We start from the raw sequence: 22,183 nt of genomic DNA on the forward strand, positions 1-22,183 counted from the left end.
GAGCGGCGATCCCGGCAGGAAGCGCCGTTCCCGCGCCTTCGGCGGATGGCGCCCATGATCGAGGCCTACACGCCCTTGGGCCGGTTCATGCGCCCCCGTTCGGTGCAGGGCGACGCGATCCCGGCCGAGGCAGTTTGGCTGGATCTCCTCAACCCGACTGCGGACGATGTCTCCGCCGTCGAACGGCTCTGCGGCATCGACGTGCCCACCCGCGAGGAGATGGACGAGATCGAGGTCTCGAGCCGGCTCTATTCCGAGGATGGCGCCGACTTCATGACTGCCTCGGTGGTCTTCGGCCTCGACAGCGGCAAGCCGTCCTTCGCGCCGGTCACCTTCATCCGGACCGGCGACCGGCTGATCACCCTGCGCTACAGCGAGCCGAAGAGCTTCGCGATCTATGCCGCCAAGCTCTGCCGCGAGACACCCAGCGCCGCTCATATGTCGCCGGAGAGCCCGCAGCCGACGCAGACCGCCAAGACGGCAAGCCACCCCGGAACGCCGACGGCCGACAGCATCCTGATCGGCCTTCTGGAGACCGTCGTCGACCGGGTCGCGGATCTCCTGGAATCCATCTCCGCGGATCTCGACCGGATCGGCGACGACATCTTCTCTTCGTCAGCGAGAAAGAAGCCGACGGGCACCGCGGACTTCAAGTCGCTGCTGCGGCGGATAGGGGCGGCCGGCGATCTCACGTCGCGGGTCCGCGAGAGCCTCGCGACCCTCGACCGGCTGCTGCCCTTCCTGCAACTCGTCCTCGACGGCCGCAAGCCGTCGAGCCGGGACACCAGGCCGCGCGTCAAGGCGATGTCCCGCGACGTCCACTCGCTCAACGACTTCGTCTCGTTCCTGTCGAACAAGACGACCTTCCTGCTGGACACGACCGTCGGCATGATCTCGATCGAGCAGAACGCCATCATCAAGATCTTCTCGGTGGCGGCGGTGGCGTTCCTGCCGCCGACCCTCATCGCGTCGATCTACGGCATGAACTTCACGCACATGCCCGAACTCGGCTGGACGTTCGGCTACCCTCTGGCGCTCGCGGCCATGGTGGTCTCCGCAATCGTCCCGATGATCCTGTTCCGCTACAAGAACTGGCTCTAGCCGGGCGCAGGCGCCTACGCCCAACGTTTAGCGGCTTCGCAGGTCACCGATCTCGGTCGCGCGTGTATCGGCCGCACATGATCGCGCAGAAGTAGCTAAATGATGTCTTAACGAAATTCGATCAAGTTTCGCTGATGAAAGCGAGGCCGACGGTATGCTGCTGACCCGAGAATTGCAGCTGGGCGGATGGGAAGCGAGCGAGCGCGTCGAGATCGTCCGCTCGCTGCACGGCGATATGCTGTCCTTCGCCTATGCGTCGGTGGCCGTCGCGGTCGGCGCCTCCATGACCGCGATCCAGACCGGGCAGAACGCCCTGTGGAGCGTCGTCGCCTTCACCTCCCTGATTGCCGCAATCCGCCTGGTGACCATGCTGATGGTCCGCCAGCGCTCCCACAATGCCGACTTCGATGTCGTCTTCTGGGAACGGCTCTATCTCGTCCTCGGCACCGTCCACGTCGCCAGCGTCGGCGCCTGGACCACCATCGTCTTCCTCGTCGGCGGCGGCGCCTTCGCCCAGGTCGTCTCTTTCGCGACGGCGATCGGCTATCTGATCGGCATCCAGGCGCGCAATTTCCCGAGCCCGCTGATCGCCCGCGTCCAGACCGCAGCCGCAGCCGTGCCGATGGTCGCTGGCCTGCTCATCCAGGGCACGGCCTGGTACGTCGGCTACGCCTTCATCCTGCTGGTGTTCTTCGCCGGCATTCTCAGGACCAACGGACGGATCTGCGAGACCTTCCTCGGGGCGCTGCGCGCGGCCCGCATGAACGAGGAACTGGCGCATTTCGACACGCTGACGCATCTGCCCAACCGGGCCTACACCAATCGCCGCCTCGACGAGCTGACCCGCGACACCTACGAGCCCTTCGCAGTCCATTTCGTCGACCTCGACCGGTTCAAGCGGATCAACGACACGCTCGGCCACAAGGCCGGCGACGCCGTCCTGATCGAGACGGCACGGCGGTTCCGCGAGGTTGTCGGGACCAGCGGCTTCATCTCGCGTTTCGCCGGCGACGAGTTCCTGATCCTGCAATATGGCGCAGATGCCGAAGCGGCCGCCGGCCTCGCCGACCGGCTGGTCGAGGCGATGCGCGAACCCTTCATGATCCAGGGGGCGCCGGCCGCGACCGGCTGCAGTATCGGTACCGCCCTCTTCCCGCTGCATGGCGAGGACGCCGAGCTTCTCACCCGTCAGGCCGACACCGCCCTTTACCAGGCCAAGAGCGCCGGCCGCAGTACGGCCCGCATGTTCGTCGCCGACATGCTGGATCGCGAGACCAATCGCCTCCGGATCGAGACCGGTCTGCGTCTGGCCCTCGAGGACAATCAGCTCCGCCTGTTCTTCCAGCCGCTCGTCGAGCCGAACACCCTGCGGATTTCCACCTGCGAGGCGCTGATCCGCTGGATGGCGCCGGACGGGCGCATGATCTCGCCGGGAGAGTTCCTGCCGGTGGCCGAAGAAACCGGCCTGATGGGGATGCTGACGGACTGGACGCTCTACGAGGCGATGCGGATCGCCAGCGACTGGCCGTCTTCCGTCGCCGTTGCGGTGAACCTATCGCCGAGCCAGTTGCTGCGCGCCGACATGGTCGAGGTCATCTCCACCGCGTTGCGCGAGACGAATTTCGATCCGCGACGGCTGGAGATCGAGATCACCGAGAACCTGCTTCTCGGCGAGCACCAGCCCGTCCTTGCCAAGCTTGAAGCCCTGCGCGACATGGGTATCTCCATCGCGCTCGACGATTTCGGCACCGGCTTCTCGAACTTCAGCTACATCGCGCGTCTGCCGATCGGGAAGGTAAAGATCGACCGGTCCTTCCTCACCGGCATCATCGCCGACAAGCGACGCCAGTCGCTCCTGCGCGGCTTCGTGCACCTCGTCGCCTCACTGGACCTTCGCATCGTCGTGGAAGGTGTCGAAACGATCGAGCTCCTGGAGTTCGTCTCTTCGGACCCGCAGGTCACGCAGATCCAGGGCTTCGTCTTCGGCCGCCCCTTGCCCGAAACGGCCATCGGCACCCTGCTCCGGGCCAGCAGTTCGTCCAGCCGCGAGATGGCCGAGAGCCGCCCGCGGATCGCCATTGCCGGACAGTAAGCGGCGCTCGATTTCCCGCTCGCCCCACAAGTGGCGCTACGAATCCGTGAACAGAATCAACGCAACAGAGGATTCGTTAACGGAAATTAACTACTTTCCCAATATCAGCTTTGCATATATTTAGAAATGCGTAATCCTGTCTGCACAATTTGAACGATATCGTCGTCAAATGCAGCGGGGACTGACGAAGCATGGAACGAGGCACGAGCAAGTCTGGCAAACTCTCCGGTCGCTCTCAGATATCCAGCGTGATGAGAAGCGTCCGTTATTTCCAGGCCACCAGCGATACCGATCGCGAAAAGATCTATCGCCTGCGCTACGATGCGTATCTTGCCGAAGGGGCGATCGGCGAAGCACCGTCCCGCATGTTCTCAGATCGTCACGACGAGGATGTGAACGCATTCGTTCTGGGCATTGAGATCGATGACCGACTCGTCGCCTCGATCCGCCTGCATATCACCACCCCGGAATGCCGCGTCGGCCCGGCCATGGATGTCTTCGGCGCTGAATTGGCGCCGTTGCTCGACAAGGGCGAAAGCTTCGTCGACCCGACCCGCTTCGTCGTCGACCATAGCGTCCGGAAGATGACGACGCTCCTCCCCTTCGCCGGCCTCAGGCTCGGCTCCATGCTCGCCGACCATTTCGACGCCACCTACATGCTGGCGACGGTCCGGCCCGAACACGTGCCCTTCTACGACCGGATCTGCCTTCTGCACCCGCGGACCCCGGCCCGGCATTATCCCGGACTGAAGAAGCCGATCGCGCTCTGCTACAACGACATGCAGACGCTGCGCCGCGAACTCCACCCGAAGTTTCCGGTGTTCCAGTCGACAGCCGGCGAACGGGCGGAATTGTATGGTCCGTCGACGAGCCTCGTCGACCGCGCGCGCTGGGCAGGCTCGGCCAACGACAATGCCGCGCGGCGCTTCTCCTGGAAGCAGGCGACGGGACAGACGGCCGGCATGACGGCCTGACGAAACGCAGGGGCGCAACCGGCGCCCCGTCCCGGGGCCCGGTGACGGGGAAGGCTATCCGGCGCGGAATCCGCGATAGACCGCGGCGCCGGGGTCAACGACCGCCGAGGATTCCGTCGTGGCGATCTCGCCGAGCCGCTGATGCATATCCGACTTGATGCAGGCCGGATCGGTATTGGCCGCATCGCCCGTCAGCGCCAGCGCCTGGCAACGACAGCCACCGAAATCGATGTGCCGGCGCTCGCAGGAACGGCAGGGCTCCTTCATCCACGACGTGCCGCGATAGGCCTCGAAAGCCGGGGACGACGACCAGATGTCGGCGATCGAATGGTCCTGCACGGACCAGAATTCCAGATGCTTGATCGTCTCGGCCGCATGGCAGGGCAGTGCCCGCCCAGCCGGCGTCACGCTCAGCGTCCGCGCGCCCCAGCCGCCGTTACACAGCTTGGGATATTTGGCGTAATAGTCCGGGAACACCGCGTCGATGACCAGCGTGCCTTTCAGCCGCTCGCGGGCTTCCTCGACCTCGGTGATCGTCCGGTCGACGTCCTCGCGCGCCGGCATCAGCTGTGCCCGGTTCTTGAGGGCCCAGCCGTAATATTGCGTATGGGCGATCTCCAGGCGCTTGGCGCCGAAATCGACGGCCTTCTGGATCATCTGCGGCACCTGATGAATGTTCATCCGGTGGATGACCGCGTTCAGCGTCAGCGGGAAGCCACGCTCCACCACCGAACGGGCGAAGGCTTCCTTCTTCTCGAAGCCGCCGCGATAGCCGCCGACAAGCTCGGTGATCTGGGCATCCGCCCCCTGCAGCGAGAGCTGGATATGGTCGCAACCGGCCTCCAGCAGCGCATCCAGCGTGTCGTCGCTGACGCCGACGCCGGAGGTGATGAGGTTGGTATAGAGGCCCACCTCGCTGGCGTGGCGGGTCAGCTCGACGATGTCCTTGCGCGCCGTCGGCTCGCCGCCGGACAGGTGGATATGGATGACGCCGAGTTCGGCGGCCTCGCTGAACACCCGCTTCCAGGTCTCGGTGTCGAGCTCGCTGGACCGGCCGTCGAGCTGCAGCGGGTTCGAGCAATAGGTACAGCGCAGCGGGCAACGATGGGTGAGTTCGGCCAGAAGGCCCAGCGGTGGCGCCGGCGTCGGCTGCGCGACCGGCTCACCGGCCGGTTGGGGAAAGACGGCTTCGTTCATAACGTCACCATTTGCTTGTCGCTGAGATCGACAAGGAAGCTCGCGACATCGGGGCGGATGGTGGCTTCGTCAGCGGCGAAGACCTCGGCCAGCGAGCGGACGATCGTGCCGAAATCGGACTTGCCGTCGACCCGCTTCAGGATCTCGGTCGCAACGCCGTCGGCGTTGAAGATCCGCTCCGGGCCGACCAGGATGAAATTGCCGCGGACCTTGTCTTCGCGAAACTTCACGCCGTGCGGCAGCTTCGGAATCGTGGTGTCGGCAATCTCGGTCATGATCTCGGATTCTCTTTCTCTGCCGTGCCGGGCTGCCAGGCATCGGGCGGGGTCAGCCCCGGCGCGACATAGGCGAAATACAGGGCGTCGAGCTGCGCCCACAACACGTGGCACTTGAAGCGCAGGGCGTTGAGCACCGCCTCCTGCTCTTCCGGCCGGCGGGCGTTCTCCAGACAATACTCCAGCGCGAAATCGGAATCACGCTTGGCCTGCACGGGACGCTTGTCGAAATAGGCCAGCGTCTCGCGCGAGATGAAGTCGTAATGCTCGAGCATGCCACGCACGCGCGTGCCGATGACATTCGGCGAGAACAGCTCGGTCAGCGACGAGGCGATGGCCTCCAGCAGCGTCTTCTCCTGCACGAAATGCACATAGGCATCGACCGCGAAACGGGTGCCGGGCAGGATACCGGCTCCACTTTCCACATAGGCATGATCGAGGCCGACGCCATCGGTCAGGGCAATCCATTTCTCGATGCCGCCGCGCTGCGCCGGCTGCCCCTCGGACGCTTCCTGTCCGTCGTGGTCGATGATCCGCTGGCGCCATTCGCGCCGCAACTCCGTCGTCTGCAGACGTGCCAGGATGTGCGAATCCTTCACCGGGATCTGCGACTGGTAGTAGTAGCGATTGAGGGCCCAGGCCTGAACCTGCTCGCGGCTCAGCTCGCCATTCTGCAGCATCTGCTGGAACGGATGCAGATGGTGGTAACGCTCGGCGCCGATCTGGCGCAGCGCCGCCTCGAAGGCCTCGCGATCCATCATGGCCGTCATGGCGCGATCTCCATGCCATCCTTCGCAACCTGCCAGCCGGCTGCCTCGACAGCCTGCCGCTGGTCGGATCCCTCGATCAGGATCGGATTGGTGTTGTTGATGTGGATATAGGTCCGGTGACCGATCCCCAGATCGTCGAAGGCGTTCAGGCTGCCGCCCTCGCCCGAGATCGGGATGTGGCCCATGCGCCGGCCGGTCTTCGGACCGACGCCGGCCTGCGCCATCTCGTCGTCGTCGAACACGGTCCCGTCGAAGAGCAGCGCGTCGGCGCCGCGCACGCGCTCGCGCAGCGGTTCCGTCACCGCGGCGCAGCCGGGAATGTAATAGGCGGTCTGGCCATGCGCCGTCAGCCGGACGCCGACGGTCATCTCGCCTTCCTCGCCGACATCGACCTCGCCCTTTTCCAGGTAGAGCGGGACCTTGCCGGGAACCGAGAAGATCTCGACCTCCAGTCCGGGCACCGGCTCGAACGCCTGCCCGACCGCGACCGGCCGGCGCTCGACACAAGCGGGGTCAAGGACGGAAAAGATCGGGTTCTGCTGGATGACGTCGAGAACGCCTGCCGTTCCGTAGAGCGGGAAAGCCTGTTTCTCGCGCAATGTCAGAAGGCCGGCGACATGATCGACATCGCCATTGGTGACGAGCACCGCACCGATCGGCGACGCACGCCGCGTCGCATCGGCAGCCCCGGCCATCGGCGAGATCGGCGGGGATCGCATGATCTGCTCGCGCAGGTCGGGAGAGGCGTTCAGAAGAAGCCAGTTCTCACCGTCCGCCGTCGCGGCGATCGAGGATTGCGAGCGCGCGCTGACACGGGTGTCGCCGGTCCAGTAGAGGCGGCATACGTCACAGAGGCAGTTCCACTGGGGATAGCCGCCGCCGGCAGCGGAGCCCAATACAAAAAGCCGCAGGCGGGTCTGTGCCCGCCCGCGGCTATCATGTGCAGTCGACAATTAGAATTCGATCGGCATGTAGCCGTTGATTTCCATCGCGACGCAGACTTCCGTGATAACGGGCTTGTTCCAGGCCATTGTCATTCTCCCAAAGTGCCGCGACCGACAGAAGGTCGATCGCTGTACCCACCAACGGAAAGCTAGCAAAAGCGTTTCATCATCGAAAGCCACGCGGGGTCACAAAGACCGGTGCGAGCCGTTATCGGGAATGTTTCCTATACGGCGCCACTATGGTCGACAGCCACGCCGAGGCCCACTATTGCAGGCTCCCATGGCCGATTTCACCGATCCCGACACATTGGCGGCATCCTTGCTCGAAGGATCGCGCGCCGCGCTCTCGCGGGCGATCACCCTGGTCGAATCGACCCGCGCGGACCATCGCGCGACGGCAGCCGCGCTGCTCGATCGTCTCGCGCCGGAAACCGGACGGGCCATCCGCATCGGGCTCAGCGGCGTTCCGGGCGTCGGAAAGTCGACCCTTCTCGACGCCTTCGGCTCCATGCTGACGGCGAAGGGGCACCGGGTCGCGGTGCTGGCGGTGGACCCGTCCTCGGTCCGCAGCGGCGGCTCGATTCTCGGCGACAAGACCCGCATGGCGCGGCTGAGCGTCGATCGCAATGCCTATGTCCGCCCCTCCCCGTCCTCCGGCACGCTCGGCGGCGTCGCAGCCCAGACCCGCGAGACGATGCTTCTCTGCGAAGCGGCCGGCTTCGACGTGGTGATCGTCGAGACCATGGGCGTCGGCCAGGCCGAGGTCGCGGTGGCGGAGATGGTCGATCTCGTCCTTCTCCTGATGATCCCCGGCGGCGGCGACGAATTGCAGGGGATCAAGAAGGGCATTCTCGAGGTCGCCGACATCATCGCCATGAACAAGGCCGACGGCGGCAATGTCGACGCGGCGAAGACCGCCGCCTCCGAGATCCGCTCGGCGCTCAACATACTGGCGCCGCGTTCGGCCGCATGGCGCGTTCCCGTCGCCACGGTCTCCGGCATGACCGGCGCCGGGCTCGACGCGCTCTGGGGCGAGATCGAACGCTTCCGGCAGGTGCATGGCGACAACGGCGCCTGGGACGAACGCCGGGCCGACCAGCGCGTGCGCTGGCTGTGGTCCAGCCTCGACGCCGCGATCCGCCGGCGCGTCCTGTCCGGGCCGAACTGGCCGGCCGAGATCGCCGCCGGTGAAAACGCCGTGCGCACCGGGGAGCGGGCGCCCTCGGCCGTTGCCGAAGATATCCTCGACCATCTGGGTCTGCCCCGCTCCGGCGGGAACCGATGACGGCCGCCCCACCGTCGCAATCCTCCATTTCGCGCGTGTCGCAGCCAATGCCTGTGCACCGGCGCCGCGCGCCTTAGATCGCCTCTCACGAGAGCCAAGGATTTCTGCATGTCCAACACAAGACCAGACCGCACTGCGCGCCTAGCCGTGCTGATCGACGCCGACAACGCCTCATCGCGGATCGCCGACGGCCTGTTCGAGGAAATCGCCAAGATCGGCGAAGCCAGCGTGCGCCGCATCTACGGCGACTTCTCCTCGTCGCGCTCGAAGGGCTGGGCCGACGTGCTGTCGCGCCACGCCATCATCCCGCAGCAGCAATTCGCCTACACCACCGGCAAGAACGCCTCCGACATCACCCTCGTCATCGACGCGATGGACCTGCTCCACAGCGGACGCTTCGACGGCTTCTGCCTGGTGTCGTCGGACAGCGACTTCACGCGGCTGGCGGCGCGGATCCGCGAGCAGGGCGTCGACGTCTACGGCTTCGGCGAGCAGAAGACCCCCGAGAGCTTCCGCCAGGCCTGCCGCCGCTTCATCTACACCGAGAACCTGCTGCCCCAGCGCATCGCACCGGAAAAGGACGACGGCAAGCCGACCAGCGCACCGCTCGCCAAGCCGCAGGAAGCCGCCGAACTGCTCAAGCGGGTCATCGACCAGATGGACACCGAGGATGGCTGGGTGAATCTCGGCAGCTTCGGCAAGCAGCTCCTCAACCTGTCCTCGGACTTCGATCCGCGTACCTATGGCTTCAAGAAGCTGTCGGACCTCGTGCGCTCGACCGATCTGTTCGAGGTGGACGACCCGGAGGGCGGCAGCGTCGACATCCGGCTGAAGCCGACGACCAAACCGGCGCCGCGCCGGCGCTCCACCCGCAGCCCTGCCAAGAGCAGCGAGCGGACGCGGTCGGCGCCGAAGAGCGACTGGAGCTGAGCGCCTGACGCCGGACTAGTCGAGCGTCGCCCGGACGGCGCCGACCTCGGTCTTCTCCCAGTTGCGCAGGGTCGTCTCGGACAGCGCATCGAAACGGGCCGCCAGATCGGCATCGTGGCTGCGCAGCGCCGCGGCGATGACCGCTGCCGCTAGCACCTCACTGGCCCGCGTCGCCCCGTCATCGATCTTCAGCGCGAAGCCGAGGCCGAACTCCGGTAGCGCCCCGCAGAACACGCCCTCCGCACCGGTCTTGGCGAAGACCTTGCCGGGCGCGGCCTGCATCAGCGCCTCGCAGGCCCGGCCGGTGCCCGACATTTCCCAGGGATGGGCCATGCAGGCGTCGATGAGCCGCCGGCCGGCGGCTGCGCGCTCGGGGGCGATCCCATGTCCGCTGACCAGCTTGGCGAAGCCATGGGCGAAGCTCTTCAGCGGCGCAGCGAAGGTTGGGATCGAGCAGCCGTCGGTACCGCAGACATCGGAATTCAGATCGAAGCCGGTCAGATCCTCGATCACCGCCTTGGCGCGCTGCTGCACCGGATGACCAAGCCCGACATAGCCGCGGGTTTCCTCGCCCTGATGCACCGCCGTGCAGAGGAAGCCGGCATGCTTGCCCGAGCAGTTGTTATGCAGCGCCGTCGGCTTCTCGCCGCGCCGGGCCAGCTCGCGCGACACCGACGCGTCGAACGGCCAGTGGCAGCCGCATTCGAGCACCGTGCCGTCGAGCCCGGCTTTCGCCAGCATCTCCGCCGCCAGACGCGCATGGCCGTCCTCACCCGAATGGGAGGCACAGGCCAGCGCCAGTTCCCGGTCGCCGAAACCGTAGGCATCGGCGGCGCCCGTCTCGATCAGCGGAATGCCCTGGAACACCTTGATCGCCGAGCGCGGAAACACCGGCCGCAGGATGTCTCCGCGATGGTCGACCATCTCGCCCGAACCATCGACGAGCGCGAAACCGCCGCGATGGAAACTCTCCACGATACCACCGCGGGTCACTTCCACGAGAACCGGGTTTGCCATTGGGCACCTCGACCTTAAGCTGCTGTTTCGAAACGTCGCCTCAATATCAGTCCGATACGCCCCCCGCCACCTGCCCGCGAGCCGATGCGTCCCTTGAAATTGCTGCTGCTTCTCATTGCCGGGGTCTATGTGCTGCCGGCGGCCCTGTCCGCATTGCTCTGGTGGACCGGCGAACATCCCGGCTCGTGGCGCCAGGCGGACTGGAGCTCGGCCCAGATTCTGCCGGTGCCGGACGACGGCACGCCGGCGGCCCTCTACATTCTCGCCGCGCGCACCGGCGGCATGAAGGGCGCCGTTTCCCAGCATTCCTGGATCGTCTTGAAGGGCGATGGCGCCAGCCCCTACGAGCGCTGGGACAAGGTCGGCTGGGGCATGCCGATCCGGCAGAACCACCGGCCGGCCGATGGCCTGTGGTACTCCAATGTTCCCGAGATCGTCGTCGCCGTCACGGGAGAGCGCGCCGAACGCCTGATCCCGCAGGTCCGCGACGCCATCGCCTCCTACCCCTTCGCAGCGTCGGGCGGCTACCACATCTTCCCCGGGCCGAACTCCAACACCTTCGTCGCCCATGTGATGCGCGCCGTGCCCGGCATCGCCGCCACCCTGCCGGCCGCCGCGATTGGCCGCGACTACCCCTCCGAGGGCCGCCTCGTCGCGCTCGATCCCGACCGGGCGGAGTTCCGCCTCTCGCTGTGGGGCTATGCGGGCCTCGTCGTCGGCTGGGATTCGGGCTTCGAGGTCAATTTCCTTGGCCTCGTCGCCGGGCTCGACCCCCGCCGCCTGGCGATCAAGGTCCCGGCCTTCGGCACCTACGCCCTGCGCGGGACCTAGCGGAACGCCAAGAAGACCGGCGTGATCGCGAACGCAACATGCAATGCAGCCCGGCACCGATGCTTAACGCGCGGAAACAGCAACCTTTCGTTCACCACGACTTGCTAGGCTTCCCGGAATTGTTGCGGGGGAGACGCCGGCATGCTGCAGATGATGCGCAAACAGAGAAGCTATCGCGAGCAGTTCGCCGACGCGGTGATCGAAGTCTCGCCCGACGGCTACTACGTCCTGCAGGACGGCGTGATCCGCGACTGCAATCCCGCGACCGAGGCCATGCTGAGGGGCAAGCGCGAGGGCATCGTCGGCCTCACCCCGAAGGCGATTTCCCCGGACACTCAGCCCGATGGCAGTCGCAGCGACGCCCGGCTCCGCGACATTCTCGCCGAGGCGACGAAGAACGGCGCGGCGCGCTTCGAATGGACGACCAAGCGTCTCGACGGCACGACCTTTCCCGGCTTCGTCACCATCATGGCGACGAAAATCAACGGCAAACCCGCCTATGTCACCTTCCTCGTCGACCTCACGGTGATGGTCGAGATGCGTGAGGAGGGTGCGAAGGCGCAGGCCGCCGAAGCCAGGGCTGCGGAGGAGCAGACCCGCGCCATCGAGACACTGGCGACGGCGCTGAACCAGATCGCCGGCGGCGACCTTCGCGCCCGCCTCGCGACGAAGCTGCCGGCCGCCTTCGGCAAGATCGGCACCGATTTCGACAGCGCCATCGGCGCTCTGGCCGACGCGCTCGCCGAAGTGGCATCTACCGTCGGCAGCGTCGAGCAGGCGACGGGCGGCATCGCCCAGTCCTCCGCCGATCTGGCGCACCGCACCGAGCAGCAGGCGGCTTCCCTGGAGCAGACGGTCGCGGCCCTCGGCGAGGTGACGGCGGCAGTCAACCGAACGGCCGAGAGTTCCAGCCAGGCGCGGACCGTGGCGACGGCAGCCCGCGACAAGGCGGAAAAGGGCGGCGAGGTCGTCTCGCGCGCCGTTGCCGCGATGAGCCGCATCGAGACCTCCTCCCACAAGATCGGCGAAATCATCGGGGTGATCGACGAAATCGCCTTCCAGACCAATCTCCTGGCGCTGAATGCCGGCGTCGAGGCGGCCCGTGCCGGCGAGGCCGGCAAGGGCTTCGCCGTGGTCGCGCAGGAAGTGCGTGGCCTTGCCCAGCGCTCCGCCGATGCGGCGAAGGAGATCAAGCTGCTTATCTCGGCCTCCGGCGAGGAGGTGAAGAACGGCGTCGAACTCGTCACCGCATCAGGTCGCAGCCTCGACGAGATCGTCCAGGAAGTCGCCGCGATGACCGACGTCATCGGCCGGATCGCGGTCTCCGCGACCGAACAGGCGACGAGCCTGAGGGAGGTCTCCGGCGCTGCCGCCGAGATGGACCGGGCGACCCAGCAGAACGCCGCCCTGGTCGAGGAGACCACCGCCGCCGTGCAGGCGCTGGCGGCCGATGCCCGCAATCTCGGTGATGTGGTCGAACGCTTCCGCCTGGAGGACGATGCCGTCCATCAGCGCGGCGGCTCGCAGCAACCCGCTTCGCGCTCGCGTCTCGACCGCGCCGCCTGAACGGCAGCCAGACAAGGGCGCGTCGCCCGATCGTTGCGCCAGGCAACGCGTTCGCGTTTCGAAGAAGGCCGGAAACACGAGCGGAGTTTCCGTGCCGCTCGCGATCGGCTCAGCCTGTTCGTGCCGCCTCCGCCAGTGACAACCGGCCCAGCAGATCCTGCGCCGTGCGCGTCGCCGCGCCGGCGGCCATCGCCATCTGCGGCAGGATCATCCATTCCAGCGTCCAGGCCGCACCCGACCGCTCGTTCTCATGGACCAGCGAGTGGTGCAGACCCGAGACCAGCGTGGCGTTGAAGCGCGCCAGCGTGACCAGCACCTCCGCCCCGACGGGGTTCTGCTTGTGCGGCATGGCCGAGGATCCGCCACCTCCCTGCAGCGCCAGTTCGCCGACCTCGTTCTGCAACGACAGCACGACGTCCTGCCCGAACTTGCCGAGCGCGCCGGTGATCAGCGACAGCCAGGTACCGAACTCGACGATGCCGTCGCGGTCCGAATGCAGCGAGCCCGGCGCCGACCAGAGCCCCAGCGTCTCGGCGACGCGCGCGGCTATCGCGTCCCCCTTGCCGTCGAGACCGGCACGGTCCCCGACGGCGCCGCCGAACCGCAGCGCGAAGGCCCTCGGGGCGATCTCCTCGCGCCGCAGCCGGCACCGCACCAGCGGGTCCGACCACGCCGAAAGTTTACGCTGGAACCGGGTCGGGCGGGCCGCCTGCATGCGGGTATGGGCCATCACCTCAGCATCGCCGGCCGCGATGCTCCACTCTGCCAGCCCGTCGACCAGTGCCGCCAGCCGCCGATCGAGGACGAGGGACACCCCCTGCATGCGCATCGCCATGGACGCGTCGATCACGTCCTGGCTGGTCGCGCCCTTGTGCAGCGCCGCAGCATGATCGTCGGCGAGATCGGCCCTGAGCTGACGCAGCAGGTCCGGCACGACCACCCCGTCGCGGGCCGTTCCGTCCGCCAGACCGGCAATGTCCGGGGTGAAACCCGACGTCCGCGCCGCGATCGCGGCAGCTGATTCTGCGGCGATCAGCCCTTCCGCGGCCTCGGCCTCGGCCAGCGCCGTCTCGAAGGCCAGCATGGCTTCAATGTCCGATGCGGCGGTGAAGTAGGAGGAGAGCTCCTCGTCCCCCACGAGCCCGGCGAGGATCGGATTGGAGAAGACGGCTGCCGTCATTGGTTGCCCGCGCCGCCGAACACCTCGGCCGCGAAGTCCGCGACCAGGCGCGTCGTCGCCTGCGGCTGCTCGATGCATGGCAGATGCCCGGCATTCTCGACGATCTCGAAGCGCGCGCCAGCGATGAGATCGGCAGTCGAGCGCACGAGATCGGGCGGGGTCGAGCCGTCATGGTCGCCGACGACGCAGAGCACCGGCAGCGTCAGTGCTCCTGTCGCGTCTGTATAATCGGCATCGCGCAGGGCGCAGCAACTGCCCAGATAGCCGGCCAGCGGCGTGCGCAGCAGCATGTTGGAATAGCCCACGAAATCGGGCTTGCCGGGCGCGCGGAAGTCGGGCGTGAACCAGCGCTGCAGAATCTGGTCGGAAATGGCCGCGATGCCGTCCGCCTCGATCGCGGTAATCCGCTGGTTCCACAGCTCGTCCGAGCCGATGCGATGCGCCGTATCCATCAGCACCAGCCCCTTGGCGACGCCCGGATGCTGCGAGGCGAGCCCCTGCGCGATCATGCCGCCGATCGACAGCCCGACGACCAGCGGATCGACGAGACCCAGATGATCGATCAGCGCCTTCAGGTCGGCCACGTGGTCTTCCATCGCATAGGGGGACGGCGTTGCCTCCGACAGGCCATGACCACGCTTGTCGTAGCGAACGATCCGGTAATCGGCCGCCAGATCGGCCACCATGGCGTCCCAGATGCGGAAATCGGTCCCGAGCGAATTGGCGAAGACCAGCGTCGGCCCTGCCGCGTTCCCCTCGACCTTGTGATGGAGAACGACGCCGTTGACCCGTTCGAATGCCATTGCTGCGGTATCCTTGTTACTTGCTCCGTTCGGCGATCATAGGCGTGGCGGCCGCGGAAGAAAGCCCATTGCAGCGTCCGTCCCGACCGCCCCTCGCCTTCCCCGTTTCGCCGAGACCTGCTAGCCGCTAAAGGCACCAGAGTGGATCCGGGGTGCGGGAGGCCTGCCATGTTCCTCAGTTGCGGCGATGCGCTGTTCGATCTTTTCGTCGAAACCGGCGACGACGTGGCGCAGATCGCGCTTGCCGGCCGTGTCGGCGGCTCGCCGCTGAATGTCGCGCTCGGTCTGGCGCGCCTCGGACATCCCGCCGGCTTCTTCACCAAGGTCTCGCGCGACATCTTCGGCACCCGCATTCGCGGCTTCATGGAACGCGAGGCGATCGACCAGCAATTCCTGATCCCGACGGATCGCAACACCACGCTCGCCATGGTCTCGCTAGCGGCCGACGGCTCGGCGGCCTACGATTTCTACATCGAGGGCACGGCCGACCGTTCGGTCGAACCGTCGGACGTACCGGCCGAATTTCCCGAGGCGCTCGCCGCGATCCATGTCGCGTCCTATTCCACCGTCACCGAACCGACGGCATCCGCACTGATGAAGCTGGTGCGCCAGGAATCCGGGCGACGCTTCATCTCCTACGATCCGAACATCCGCACCGCGATCGAGCCGGACATCGACATCTGGCGCGCGAAAGTCGCCGAGATCGTCCCCTTCGCCGGTTTGGTGAAGGCAAGCGAGGAGGATCTCGAACAGCTCTATCCGGGACGCGCCGCCGAAGCCGTGCTGGCGGACTGGGTCGGCGCCGGAGCGGAGATGGCGGTGGTCACGCGCGGAGAGAACGGCGCTATTGCGCTGACGGGTGGCGGCGTCACCGCCACGGTCGCGGGGCAGCGGATCGTCGTCGCCGATACGGTCGGCGCCGGCGACACGTTTCAGGCCGCACTTCTGGCTGCGCTCAAGGAGCGCGGGCAATTGTCACGCGCCGCCCTGAAGCAGGCCGACCAGGCCAGCGTGGAATCGCTGCTTCGCTTCGCGGTCGGGGCGGCCGCGGTCACCTGCTCCCGTCGCGGCGCCGACCTGCCGCGCCGCGCCGATCTCGGGCTGCCGCCGCTGGCCTGACCACGGTCATTCCCGCCGGTTTCGGAAATCCACAAACGAAAAAGCCCGACGGATCGCGAGGATCCGCCGGGCTCTGAAGCGAAACCGGACGCCTGAGGCGTCCGGAACCGTTCTTAGTTGAAGCGATACGAGGCCTTGGCCCAGATCGTGTGGAAGTCCAGGTCGTCGTTGTTCGACTCGCTGGTGAAGCTGACGGTGTTGGTGCCGTTGGTACCGGTGACCGTCTGATCGTTCGAACCGAGGTTCGTGTAGAGATACTCGACGCCGAACGAGATGTTGTTCGTCGCCATCACGTCCACGCCACCGCCGACGGCATAGCCGATGTCGGTGTCGTCTTCGTCCTGGTCGAAGGTGTAGCCAGCGAAGCTACCCGACGAAGCCGGAGCGGTCGCGTCGTTGTCGACGCCGGCATAGGCGAGACCGCCCGTACCGTAGAGCAGGACGCTGTCCATGGCGTAACCAACGCGCGCCCGGACCGTGCCGAGGTAGTTGATGTCGCTGCTCGTCGAGAAGGTCGAGCCACCGGTCGTGTAGGAGCGGTTGGTCTCGGCGTCGATGTAGTTGATGTCGGCGACCGCACCCACGACGAAGTCGTTGATCTGGTAGTCGTAACCGATGTGACCACCGCCGATGAAGCCGGCATTGTCGTCATCTTCGGAATACGTGCCGGTGCCGAATGCGCCGCCGCCGCCCGGGTTGAACGTCGCGCCATCGGACTCGTTGCCGAATGCGACGCCAGCCTGGCCACCGATGTAGAGGCCGGTCCAGGTTGCGGTGGTGGCGACAGGCTCGATGGCCATCGGCGCCGGTGCCGGCGGCTCCTCATAGATGACGTCCGCGGCCAGGGCCGGGGTCACGAAAGCCGTGGTGGCGAGAAGCAATGCAAGGCGTTTCATAGTCGTACTCCATTATGTCGCTTGCGCGACCTTGTCTCCGGACCGACGCTGCCGTCGGCGCCGAATGCCGCACCCGTGTTGTCGGGTTCGGGAGGGTTATGGTTCGCATCCGTGCTCAGAAAATGGCAGGAATACGTTCTCCTTCGCCGTGTTGCCGATCCGCAACGAGGACCTGCAGGACCCGGCGTCGTGAATCCTTCGTAACGCCCGACCCTTTATTCTCCCTTAAAAACGATGGTTTACGTCAACCGCCCGTTCACGGACGCCCTTAATCAATGAGGCGAAGTTGTGTCGGAAGTTATTCCTAGACCGCGATGCAGCAACGTGCCCGCCGGGCCCCGACGCGGCCTGCCCCCCGCATAGCAGGGCGTCGACGAGGATTGCGGATCGGGCGACGACCGAGCGGAAAGCCGCCCCATTCCCGCCATGCTCAATCACCGATTTTCACCGATGGAGCATCGGTCCAGATCAGAGCGCAGATCGTCTGTCTGACACATCCGCATGGACATCCGCCGATCGCCGCGCCTCAGCTCTCGTTAGTCCGGCCGGTCATCGCGCTTCGGGAAACTGGAGCGTTGCCACCTTCCCTGCTTGGATACACTTCATCTGGGCAGGCCGGACCGCCGCATGAGCAGGCGCGCCAGGGCGGTGAGAGCCTGCCGCCCGCGCCGCGCCGCCATTCCATTCGCGCGACCACGCCGCCTGCGACCTGAATTCGCGGTCCGGCTGATTGCCCTCTCTGGAACCGTTCCATATCCTTCCGAAGGCACCGTCATTGGTTGGAGGACATATGAACAGGTTGATCGTCGCTGCGGGAGCCCTGCTCTCGCTGACACTGGCGAACGGGGCTCTTGCCCAGACCGCCGGAGATCCGGATGCCGGCAAGAAGGTCTTCCGCAAATGCATGGCCTGCCACGCCGTCGGCGAAGGCGCCAAGAACAAGATCGGCCCCGAGCTGAACGGCGTCATCGGGGAGAAGCCCGGCGCGGTCGAGGGCTATTCCTTCTCGCCGGCCTTCCAGGAATGGGCGGCTGATAAGGCGGCCTGGAACGAGGAACTGATGACGGCCTGGCTCACTAATCCGCGCGATGTGGTGAAGGGCACCAAGATGGTCTTCCCCGGCATCAAGAAGGAACAGGAGATGGTCGATATCATCGCCTATCTCGCCTCCTTCGACGAAGCCGGCGCAACGCGCGATCCGGCCGAGGCCCTGGCTGCCGCTGCGGCCCAGTAGGCTCACTTCCCGGAGACGCAGATCGCGGCCGCCCTCGGGCGGCCGCTGTCGTTTCGGCGCCGCCGGGCGTCAACGGCCTGCGAACGGACGCCTCATTCGGGAGCCGTTTCCGCCGCCGGCTCGCCGGCTGGCAGTCGGTCAATCAGGGCGTCGATTTCGGGATAGAACCATTTACGTCCCGGATAGCCCTCGAGCCGTCCGATTTCGCGGCCCTCGTCGTCCACCAGCACGAAGGTGGGCGTGAAGACGGCGGGCACCAGCGTATCGATGCCGCCGCGACGATCGTCATGGATGTCGACCCGGCGCAGCGGGGCCAGCCTCCCGGCGTTGCTGGCGGGATAGCCCGGTGCGATCTCGGCGTCGAAGGCCTCGCAGAACGGACAGCCAGCCTGCTCGAACATCAGGAGCTCGGCAGCATTCGCCTGTCCCTCGGCAGCGAACAGCACCGCCGCCAGCCAGACCGCCGCGAGAGCATCGAAGACCCGGCTTGATAGGAAGAGCGCCGACATGGCGTCACGCTAGCACGAACGCGCAGGTCCCGGAGGGCCCGGCAACTCCAATACCGGCGGCGCCTGTCCCGGCGCCGCCGAACATTGGTCTAGCGGTAGATGTCCATGACTTCGTTGAGAAGCGCCAGCGCCTCTTCCTTCGGGCGCTGGAAGGAGTTGCGACCGATGATCGAGCCGTTGCCACCACCTTCGCGGATAGCGCGCACTTCGTCGAGCAACTCGTCGGTGTTCTTCGCGGCGCCGCCCGAGAAGACCACGAGGCGCTTGCCGGCAAAGGCCGCCTGCATGATGTGGCGGACCCGCGCTGCGGCCGTGTCACCGGGGATCTCGTACTTGTCGTAGACCGTCTTGGCCGCGTCGAGATCGAGATGGCTGGTCGGCAGCTTCACCTTGATGATCGTCGCGCCCATCAGCGCCGCCATGTGCGCGGCATAGGCGATGATGTCGAGCGCGGTTTCTCCGTCCTTCGTCACCTTGCCGCCGCGCGGATACGACCACACCACCGTCATCAGGCCGCGCGACTTGGCCTCGTAGCTGATCTCGCGCAGTTCCTCGATCATGGCGTAGGAATTGTCGGCACCCGGATAGATCGTGAAGCCGACGCCGACACAGCCGAGACGCATGGCGTCCTCGACCTTCGCCGTCACCGCCTGGTCGGCGCCGCCGACCAGCGAATTGCCGCTGTTCAGCTTCAGGATCAGCGGCACCTCGCCGGCAAAGGTGTCAGCGCCCTGCTCGAGCAGGCCGAGCGGAGCGGCATAACCGGAAACACCAGCGTCGATGGCCAGCTGGTAGAGATAGTGCGGGTCGTAGCCGACGGGGTTCGGCGCAAAGCTGCGGGCCGGACCATGCTCGAAGCCCTGGTCGACCGGCAGGATCACGACGCGGCCGGTACCCGCCAGCTTGCCGTGCATCAAGAGGCGGGAGAGATTGCTTTTCAGGCCGGGCGTCTCGCCCTCGTACCAGGACAGGATCTCGCGGACGGTCTGCGTTCTTAGCATGTCTCTCCCCTTCGTGGCACCGGCGGCCACCCTGGCCCACCGGTTGGTTCGTCATCCCTATTGATGACCCGGACGCGTGACGTCCAGTACCGGGCGCATGCTCGCCGGTATTAAAATCGGTTGAATAGCCGGCGGCGTCGATCGCGCCCGTTTTGAGCCGACTAAAGAAACCGGATCAGTGACTTCGAGGGTTTGTCCGCGCAACGAAACGGCCGTTCGCGCGTTAACGGTTTGGAGGTCTGTGATGCTCGGTGTTTCTGCGTTCCCGCCTGGATTTGGTAGCGACGAATACATGATGTTCGCCTGCGGCGGCAGCGCGGCGCGGACGGATGCTGTCTCCGCCGATGTGCCCGTGACTGAAGCGGCGCCATCCGCAGCGGCAGACCCGATCACGACAGCCGCCCAGGCGGACGTCGTGCGCGAGCCCGTCCATGCCGCGGAGCCGGTACATTACACGCCGCAGGTCTGGGCGCAGGCCGAACCGACACGGCAGCAGGTCCGGCTGGGCAGACGGGGCTTCTATCTGGCCCGCTCGCAGCGCGACGATCTGGCGAGTGGCGCGGCCGTCGCCGACAACCGGATGACGAGCGTGATGATCCCGACGGCAGTGGTCGGAACCCTCCTCGCCATGGCCGGATATTTCTTCGACGTTCTCCTCTGAGCATTCCGCCCGGCCATGCCCGGGTACCTGCTCAAGGACAAAGACGCCCCAATCGGGCTGACGACACGCGCGGCGTCTCATTTCGGCCCGCCGGTTGATCCATAAGGCTGAATCAGCAACATCGCTTTTCCAGCCGATTGACCGGAGCAGTTTCATGAGATGGTTCGTCACCGTCCTCGCAGTCCTGTTGACTGTGTTCGCCGGACCGACCGCCGCGCAGACGTCCGACGAGACCCTCGTCGTCGGCCAGATCGCCGAGCCGAAATCGCTCGATCCGCAGACCGTGACGGCGACCAACGACTTCCGCATCCTGGTGAACGTCTTTGACGGGCTGGTGCGCTTCAAGCGCGGCACGCTCGAGGTCGAACCGGCGCTCGCGACCGACTGGACCGTGTCCGACGATCAGCTGACCTACACCTTCAATCTGCGCGAAGGCGTGACCTTTCACGACGGCACGCCGTTCGATGCGGAGGCGGTGAAATTCACCTTCGACCGGATGCTCGACCCGGACCACCCGCAGCACGGCACGGGCCCCTTTCCCCTCGCCTTCTTCTTTTCCATGGTCGAGGCCGTCGAGACCCCCGATCCGATGACCGTGACGTTCCAGCTGAAGGAGCCGTTCGCGCCATTCCTGTCCAATCTGGCCTACCCGACCGGCCTGATCGTCTCCCCGTCGGCCGTTGCAGAAAGCGGCCAGGGCTTTGCCCGCGCGCCCGTCGGAACCGGGGCATTCCGCTTCACCGAATGGACACCGGACGAGGCTGTCACCCTTGCCCGCAACCCCGATTACTGGGATGGCACGCCATCGATGGAGACGGTCGTCTTCCGACCGATCCCGGACGCCGCCGCCCGTGCTTCCGACATGCTGTCGGGGGGTATCGACATCATGGCCGAGGTGCCGCCCGCGAGCCTCGCCGCCTTCCGCGACAACCCCAATTTCGTCGTCCACGAGGAAACCGGCCCGCATCTCTGGTTCCTGATCCTCAACACAAGGGAAGGCCCCTTCTCGGACAAGCGCGTTCGCCAGGCGGTCAACTACGCCATCGACAAGGAGAGCCTCATCGAGGACGTCCTGCAGGGCACAGCGGAGATCGCCGCCGGCCCCATTCCGCCAGCCTTCGACTGGGCCAATGACGGTTCCGTTCAGCCCTACCCGCACGATCCGGAGAAGGCGCGCGAGCTGATCCGGCAGGCCGGCGTCGAGGGCGCTTCCCTCACCTTCTACGTTGCCGAGGGCGGGTCCGGCATGCTCGATCCCGTGGCCATGGCCGAAGCCATCCAGGCTGATCTGAAGGCGGTCGGGCTCAATGCCCGGATCGAGACCTATGAGTGGAATACCTTTCTTTCCAACGTCAATCCGGGGCTCGCGGGCAAGGCCGACATGGCCGAGATGGCGTGGATGACCAACGACCCCGACACCTTGCCCTTCCTGGCACTGCGCAGCGATGCCATGCCGGAGACGGGCGGTTTTAATGCGGGCTATTACGCCAACGCCGAAGTCGATCGCCTGCTCGCCGAAGCCCGCCGGACGACCGACCCCGCAGCTCGCGGCGCCCTCTACAACCGGGTGCAGGCGATCATCCACGAGGATGCGCCTTGGGCCTTCATCGCCAACTGGAAGCAGAACGCCGTCGCCACGACGGCGATAGAGAATTTCGACCTGGAGCCGAGCTTCCTCATGCTCCTGCGCGGCGTCTCCAAGGGGTAGCTCCCCCGGCAACCGGCATCGGCGGGCGGCGCGCTCGCCGATGCCGGACTCCGTGCGCCCTCGGCCGACAAATCATCTGCCGCAACACAA

General features: G+C 66.2%; 22 protein-coding genes. 11 read left to right on the forward strand and 11 right to left on the reverse strand.

Annotated elements, in window-relative coordinates:
* Positions 1-54 precede the first annotated feature (54 nt).
* The 3 genes from H536_RS0102730 (at position 55) to H536_RS0102740 (ending at position 4,167) form a co-directional block, all read left to right on the forward strand.
* Positions 55-1,101, forward strand: coding sequence for a magnesium transporter CorA family protein (locus tag H536_RS0102730; protein WP_024349001.1), 1,047 nt, complete (start codon positions 55-57; stop codon positions 1,099-1,101).
* A 154-nt stretch (positions 1,102-1,255) separates the two neighbouring features.
* Complete coding sequence (locus H536_RS0102735; protein WP_024349002.1) at positions 1,256-3,193, forward strand: putative bifunctional diguanylate cyclase/phosphodiesterase; 1,938 nt, start codon at positions 1,256-1,258, stop codon at positions 3,191-3,193.
* A 251-nt stretch (positions 3,194-3,444) separates the two neighbouring features.
* Positions 3,445-4,167 carry an N-acyl amino acid synthase FeeM domain-containing protein gene (locus tag H536_RS0102740; protein ID WP_024349003.1) on the forward strand — a complete coding sequence of 241 codons (723 nt, stop codon included), beginning with the start codon at positions 3,445-3,447 and terminating at the stop codon, positions 4,165-4,167.
* 54 nt (positions 4,168-4,221) lie between these two features.
* Here H536_RS0102740 and pqqE read toward each other — a convergent pair whose 3' ends face one another.
* From pqqE to pqqA, 5 genes are read right to left on the reverse strand one after another with little or no spacing between them, the layout of a single operon-like run.
* On the reverse strand, positions 4,222-5,364 hold the full coding sequence (gene pqqE / locus H536_RS0102745) for a pyrroloquinoline quinone biosynthesis protein PqqE (RefSeq protein ID WP_024349004.1): 1,143 nt from the start codon (positions 5,362-5,364) through the stop codon (positions 4,222-4,224).
* Complete coding sequence (pqqD, locus tag H536_RS0102750) at positions 5,361-5,639, reverse strand: pyrroloquinoline quinone biosynthesis peptide chaperone PqqD (RefSeq protein ID WP_024349005.1); 279 nt, start codon at positions 5,637-5,639, stop codon at positions 5,361-5,363. Before pqqD ends, pqqE begins: the two co-directional genes overlap by 4 nt.
* The gene (gene pqqC / locus H536_RS0102755; RefSeq protein WP_024349006.1) at positions 5,636-6,409 is read right to left on the reverse strand and encodes a pyrroloquinoline-quinone synthase PqqC; all 774 of its coding nucleotides are present in this window, start codon (positions 6,407-6,409) and stop codon (positions 5,636-5,638) included. Before pqqC ends, pqqD begins: the two co-directional genes overlap by 4 nt.
* The gene (pqqB, locus tag H536_RS0102760) at positions 6,406-7,320 is read right to left on the reverse strand and encodes a pyrroloquinoline quinone biosynthesis protein PqqB (RefSeq protein WP_024349007.1); all 915 of its coding nucleotides are present in this window, start codon (positions 7,318-7,320) and stop codon (positions 6,406-6,408) included. The genes pqqC and pqqB overlap by 4 nt, the downstream gene beginning before the upstream one ends.
* Positions 7,321-7,362: 42 nt before the next feature.
* Positions 7,363-7,446 (reverse strand): pyrroloquinoline quinone precursor peptide PqqA, encoded by an 84-nt coding sequence (gene pqqA / locus H536_RS25470; RefSeq protein WP_081451326.1) that lies wholly within the window; start codon positions 7,444-7,446, stop codon positions 7,363-7,365.
* A 187-nt stretch (positions 7,447-7,633) separates the two neighbouring features.
* Here pqqA and meaB point away from each other — a divergent pair, with 187 nt between their 5' ends.
* Entirely contained in the window at positions 7,634-8,638 is a 1,005-nt protein-coding gene (gene meaB, locus H536_RS0102770) for a methylmalonyl Co-A mutase-associated GTPase MeaB (protein WP_051141485.1), read from the forward strand.
* Between the two features lie 108 nt (positions 8,639-8,746).
* Positions 8,747-9,568, forward strand: coding sequence for an NYN domain-containing protein (locus tag H536_RS0102775; protein WP_024349009.1), 822 nt, complete (start codon positions 8,747-8,749; stop codon positions 9,566-9,568).
* Positions 9,569-9,583: 15 nt separating this feature from the next.
* On the opposite strand, the gene H536_RS0102780 is transcribed toward H536_RS0102775, so the two are convergent.
* Positions 9,584-10,585, reverse strand: a complete 1,002-nt coding sequence (locus H536_RS0102780; RefSeq protein ID WP_024349010.1) for an asparaginase — start codon at positions 10,583-10,585, stop codon at positions 9,584-9,586.
* 84 nt (positions 10,586-10,669) lie between these two features.
* Between H536_RS0102780 and H536_RS0102785 the strand changes: the two genes are divergently transcribed.
* Positions 10,670-11,416, forward strand: coding sequence for a DUF3750 domain-containing protein (locus H536_RS0102785; protein WP_024349011.1), 747 nt, complete (start codon positions 10,670-10,672; stop codon positions 11,414-11,416).
* 141 nt (positions 11,417-11,557) lie between these two features.
* A complete protein-coding gene (locus tag H536_RS23090) occupies positions 11,558-12,982 on the forward strand; it encodes a methyl-accepting chemotaxis protein (RefSeq protein WP_024349012.1) in 1,425 nt (474 codons plus the stop codon).
* Between the two features lie 109 nt (positions 12,983-13,091).
* Here H536_RS23090 and H536_RS0102795 read toward each other — a convergent pair whose 3' ends face one another.
* Both H536_RS0102795 and pcaD read right to left on the reverse strand, forming a co-directional pair.
* On the reverse strand, positions 13,092-14,162 hold the full coding sequence (locus tag H536_RS0102795; protein ID WP_024349013.1) for a 3-carboxy-cis,cis-muconate cycloisomerase: 1,071 nt from the start codon (positions 14,160-14,162) through the stop codon (positions 13,092-13,094).
* Positions 14,159-14,965 (reverse strand): 3-oxoadipate enol-lactonase, encoded by an 807-nt coding sequence (pcaD, locus tag H536_RS0102800; RefSeq protein WP_024349014.1) that lies wholly within the window; start codon positions 14,963-14,965, stop codon positions 14,159-14,161. The genes H536_RS0102795 and pcaD overlap by 4 nt, the downstream gene beginning before the upstream one ends.
* A 168-nt stretch (positions 14,966-15,133) precedes the next feature.
* Here pcaD and H536_RS0102805 point away from each other — a divergent pair, with 168 nt between their 5' ends.
* Positions 15,134-16,084, forward strand: a complete 951-nt coding sequence (locus H536_RS0102805; protein WP_024349015.1) for a carbohydrate kinase family protein — start codon at positions 15,134-15,136, stop codon at positions 16,082-16,084.
* A 113-nt stretch (positions 16,085-16,197) separates the two neighbouring features.
* Here H536_RS0102805 and H536_RS0102810 read toward each other — a convergent pair whose 3' ends face one another.
* Positions 16,198-16,980: an outer membrane protein gene (locus tag H536_RS0102810; protein WP_024349016.1), complete on the reverse strand. Its 783-nt coding sequence runs from the start codon at positions 16,978-16,980 to the stop codon at positions 16,198-16,200.
* Between the two features lie 790 nt (positions 16,981-17,770).
* Here H536_RS0102810 and H536_RS0102815 point away from each other — a divergent pair.
* Positions 17,771-18,214, forward strand: coding sequence for a c-type cytochrome (locus H536_RS0102815; RefSeq protein WP_024349017.1), 444 nt, complete (start codon positions 17,771-17,773; stop codon positions 18,212-18,214).
* 92 nt (positions 18,215-18,306) lie between these two features.
* Here H536_RS0102815 and H536_RS0102820 read toward each other — a convergent pair whose 3' ends face one another.
* Positions 18,307-18,723: a thioredoxin domain-containing protein gene (locus tag H536_RS0102820; RefSeq protein WP_024349018.1), complete on the reverse strand. Its 417-nt coding sequence runs from the start codon at positions 18,721-18,723 to the stop codon at positions 18,307-18,309.
* Positions 18,724-18,812: 89 nt separating this feature from the next.
* Positions 18,813-19,724 carry a class I fructose-bisphosphate aldolase gene (locus tag H536_RS0102825; protein WP_024349019.1) on the reverse strand — a complete coding sequence of 304 codons (912 nt, stop codon included), beginning with the start codon at positions 19,722-19,724 and terminating at the stop codon, positions 18,813-18,815.
* Positions 19,725-19,965: 241 nt separating this feature from the next.
* Between H536_RS0102825 and H536_RS0102830 the strand changes: the two genes are divergently transcribed.
* Together H536_RS0102830 and H536_RS0102835 are read left to right on the forward strand one after the other, a co-directional pair.
* Entirely contained in the window at positions 19,966-20,385 is a 420-nt protein-coding gene (locus H536_RS0102830) for a hypothetical protein (protein ID WP_155898363.1), read from the forward strand.
* A 154-nt stretch (positions 20,386-20,539) separates the two neighbouring features.
* The gene (locus tag H536_RS0102835) at positions 20,540-22,093 is read left to right on the forward strand and encodes an ABC transporter substrate-binding protein (RefSeq protein ID WP_024349021.1); all 1,554 of its coding nucleotides are present in this window, start codon (positions 20,540-20,542) and stop codon (positions 22,091-22,093) included.
* Positions 22,094-22,183: the final 90 nt, after the last annotated feature.

Source organism: Aurantimonas coralicida DSM 14790 (assembly GCF_000421645.1).
In the GTDB taxonomy this organism is placed as follows: domain Bacteria; phylum Pseudomonadota; class Alphaproteobacteria; order Rhizobiales; family Rhizobiaceae; genus Aurantimonas; species Aurantimonas coralicida.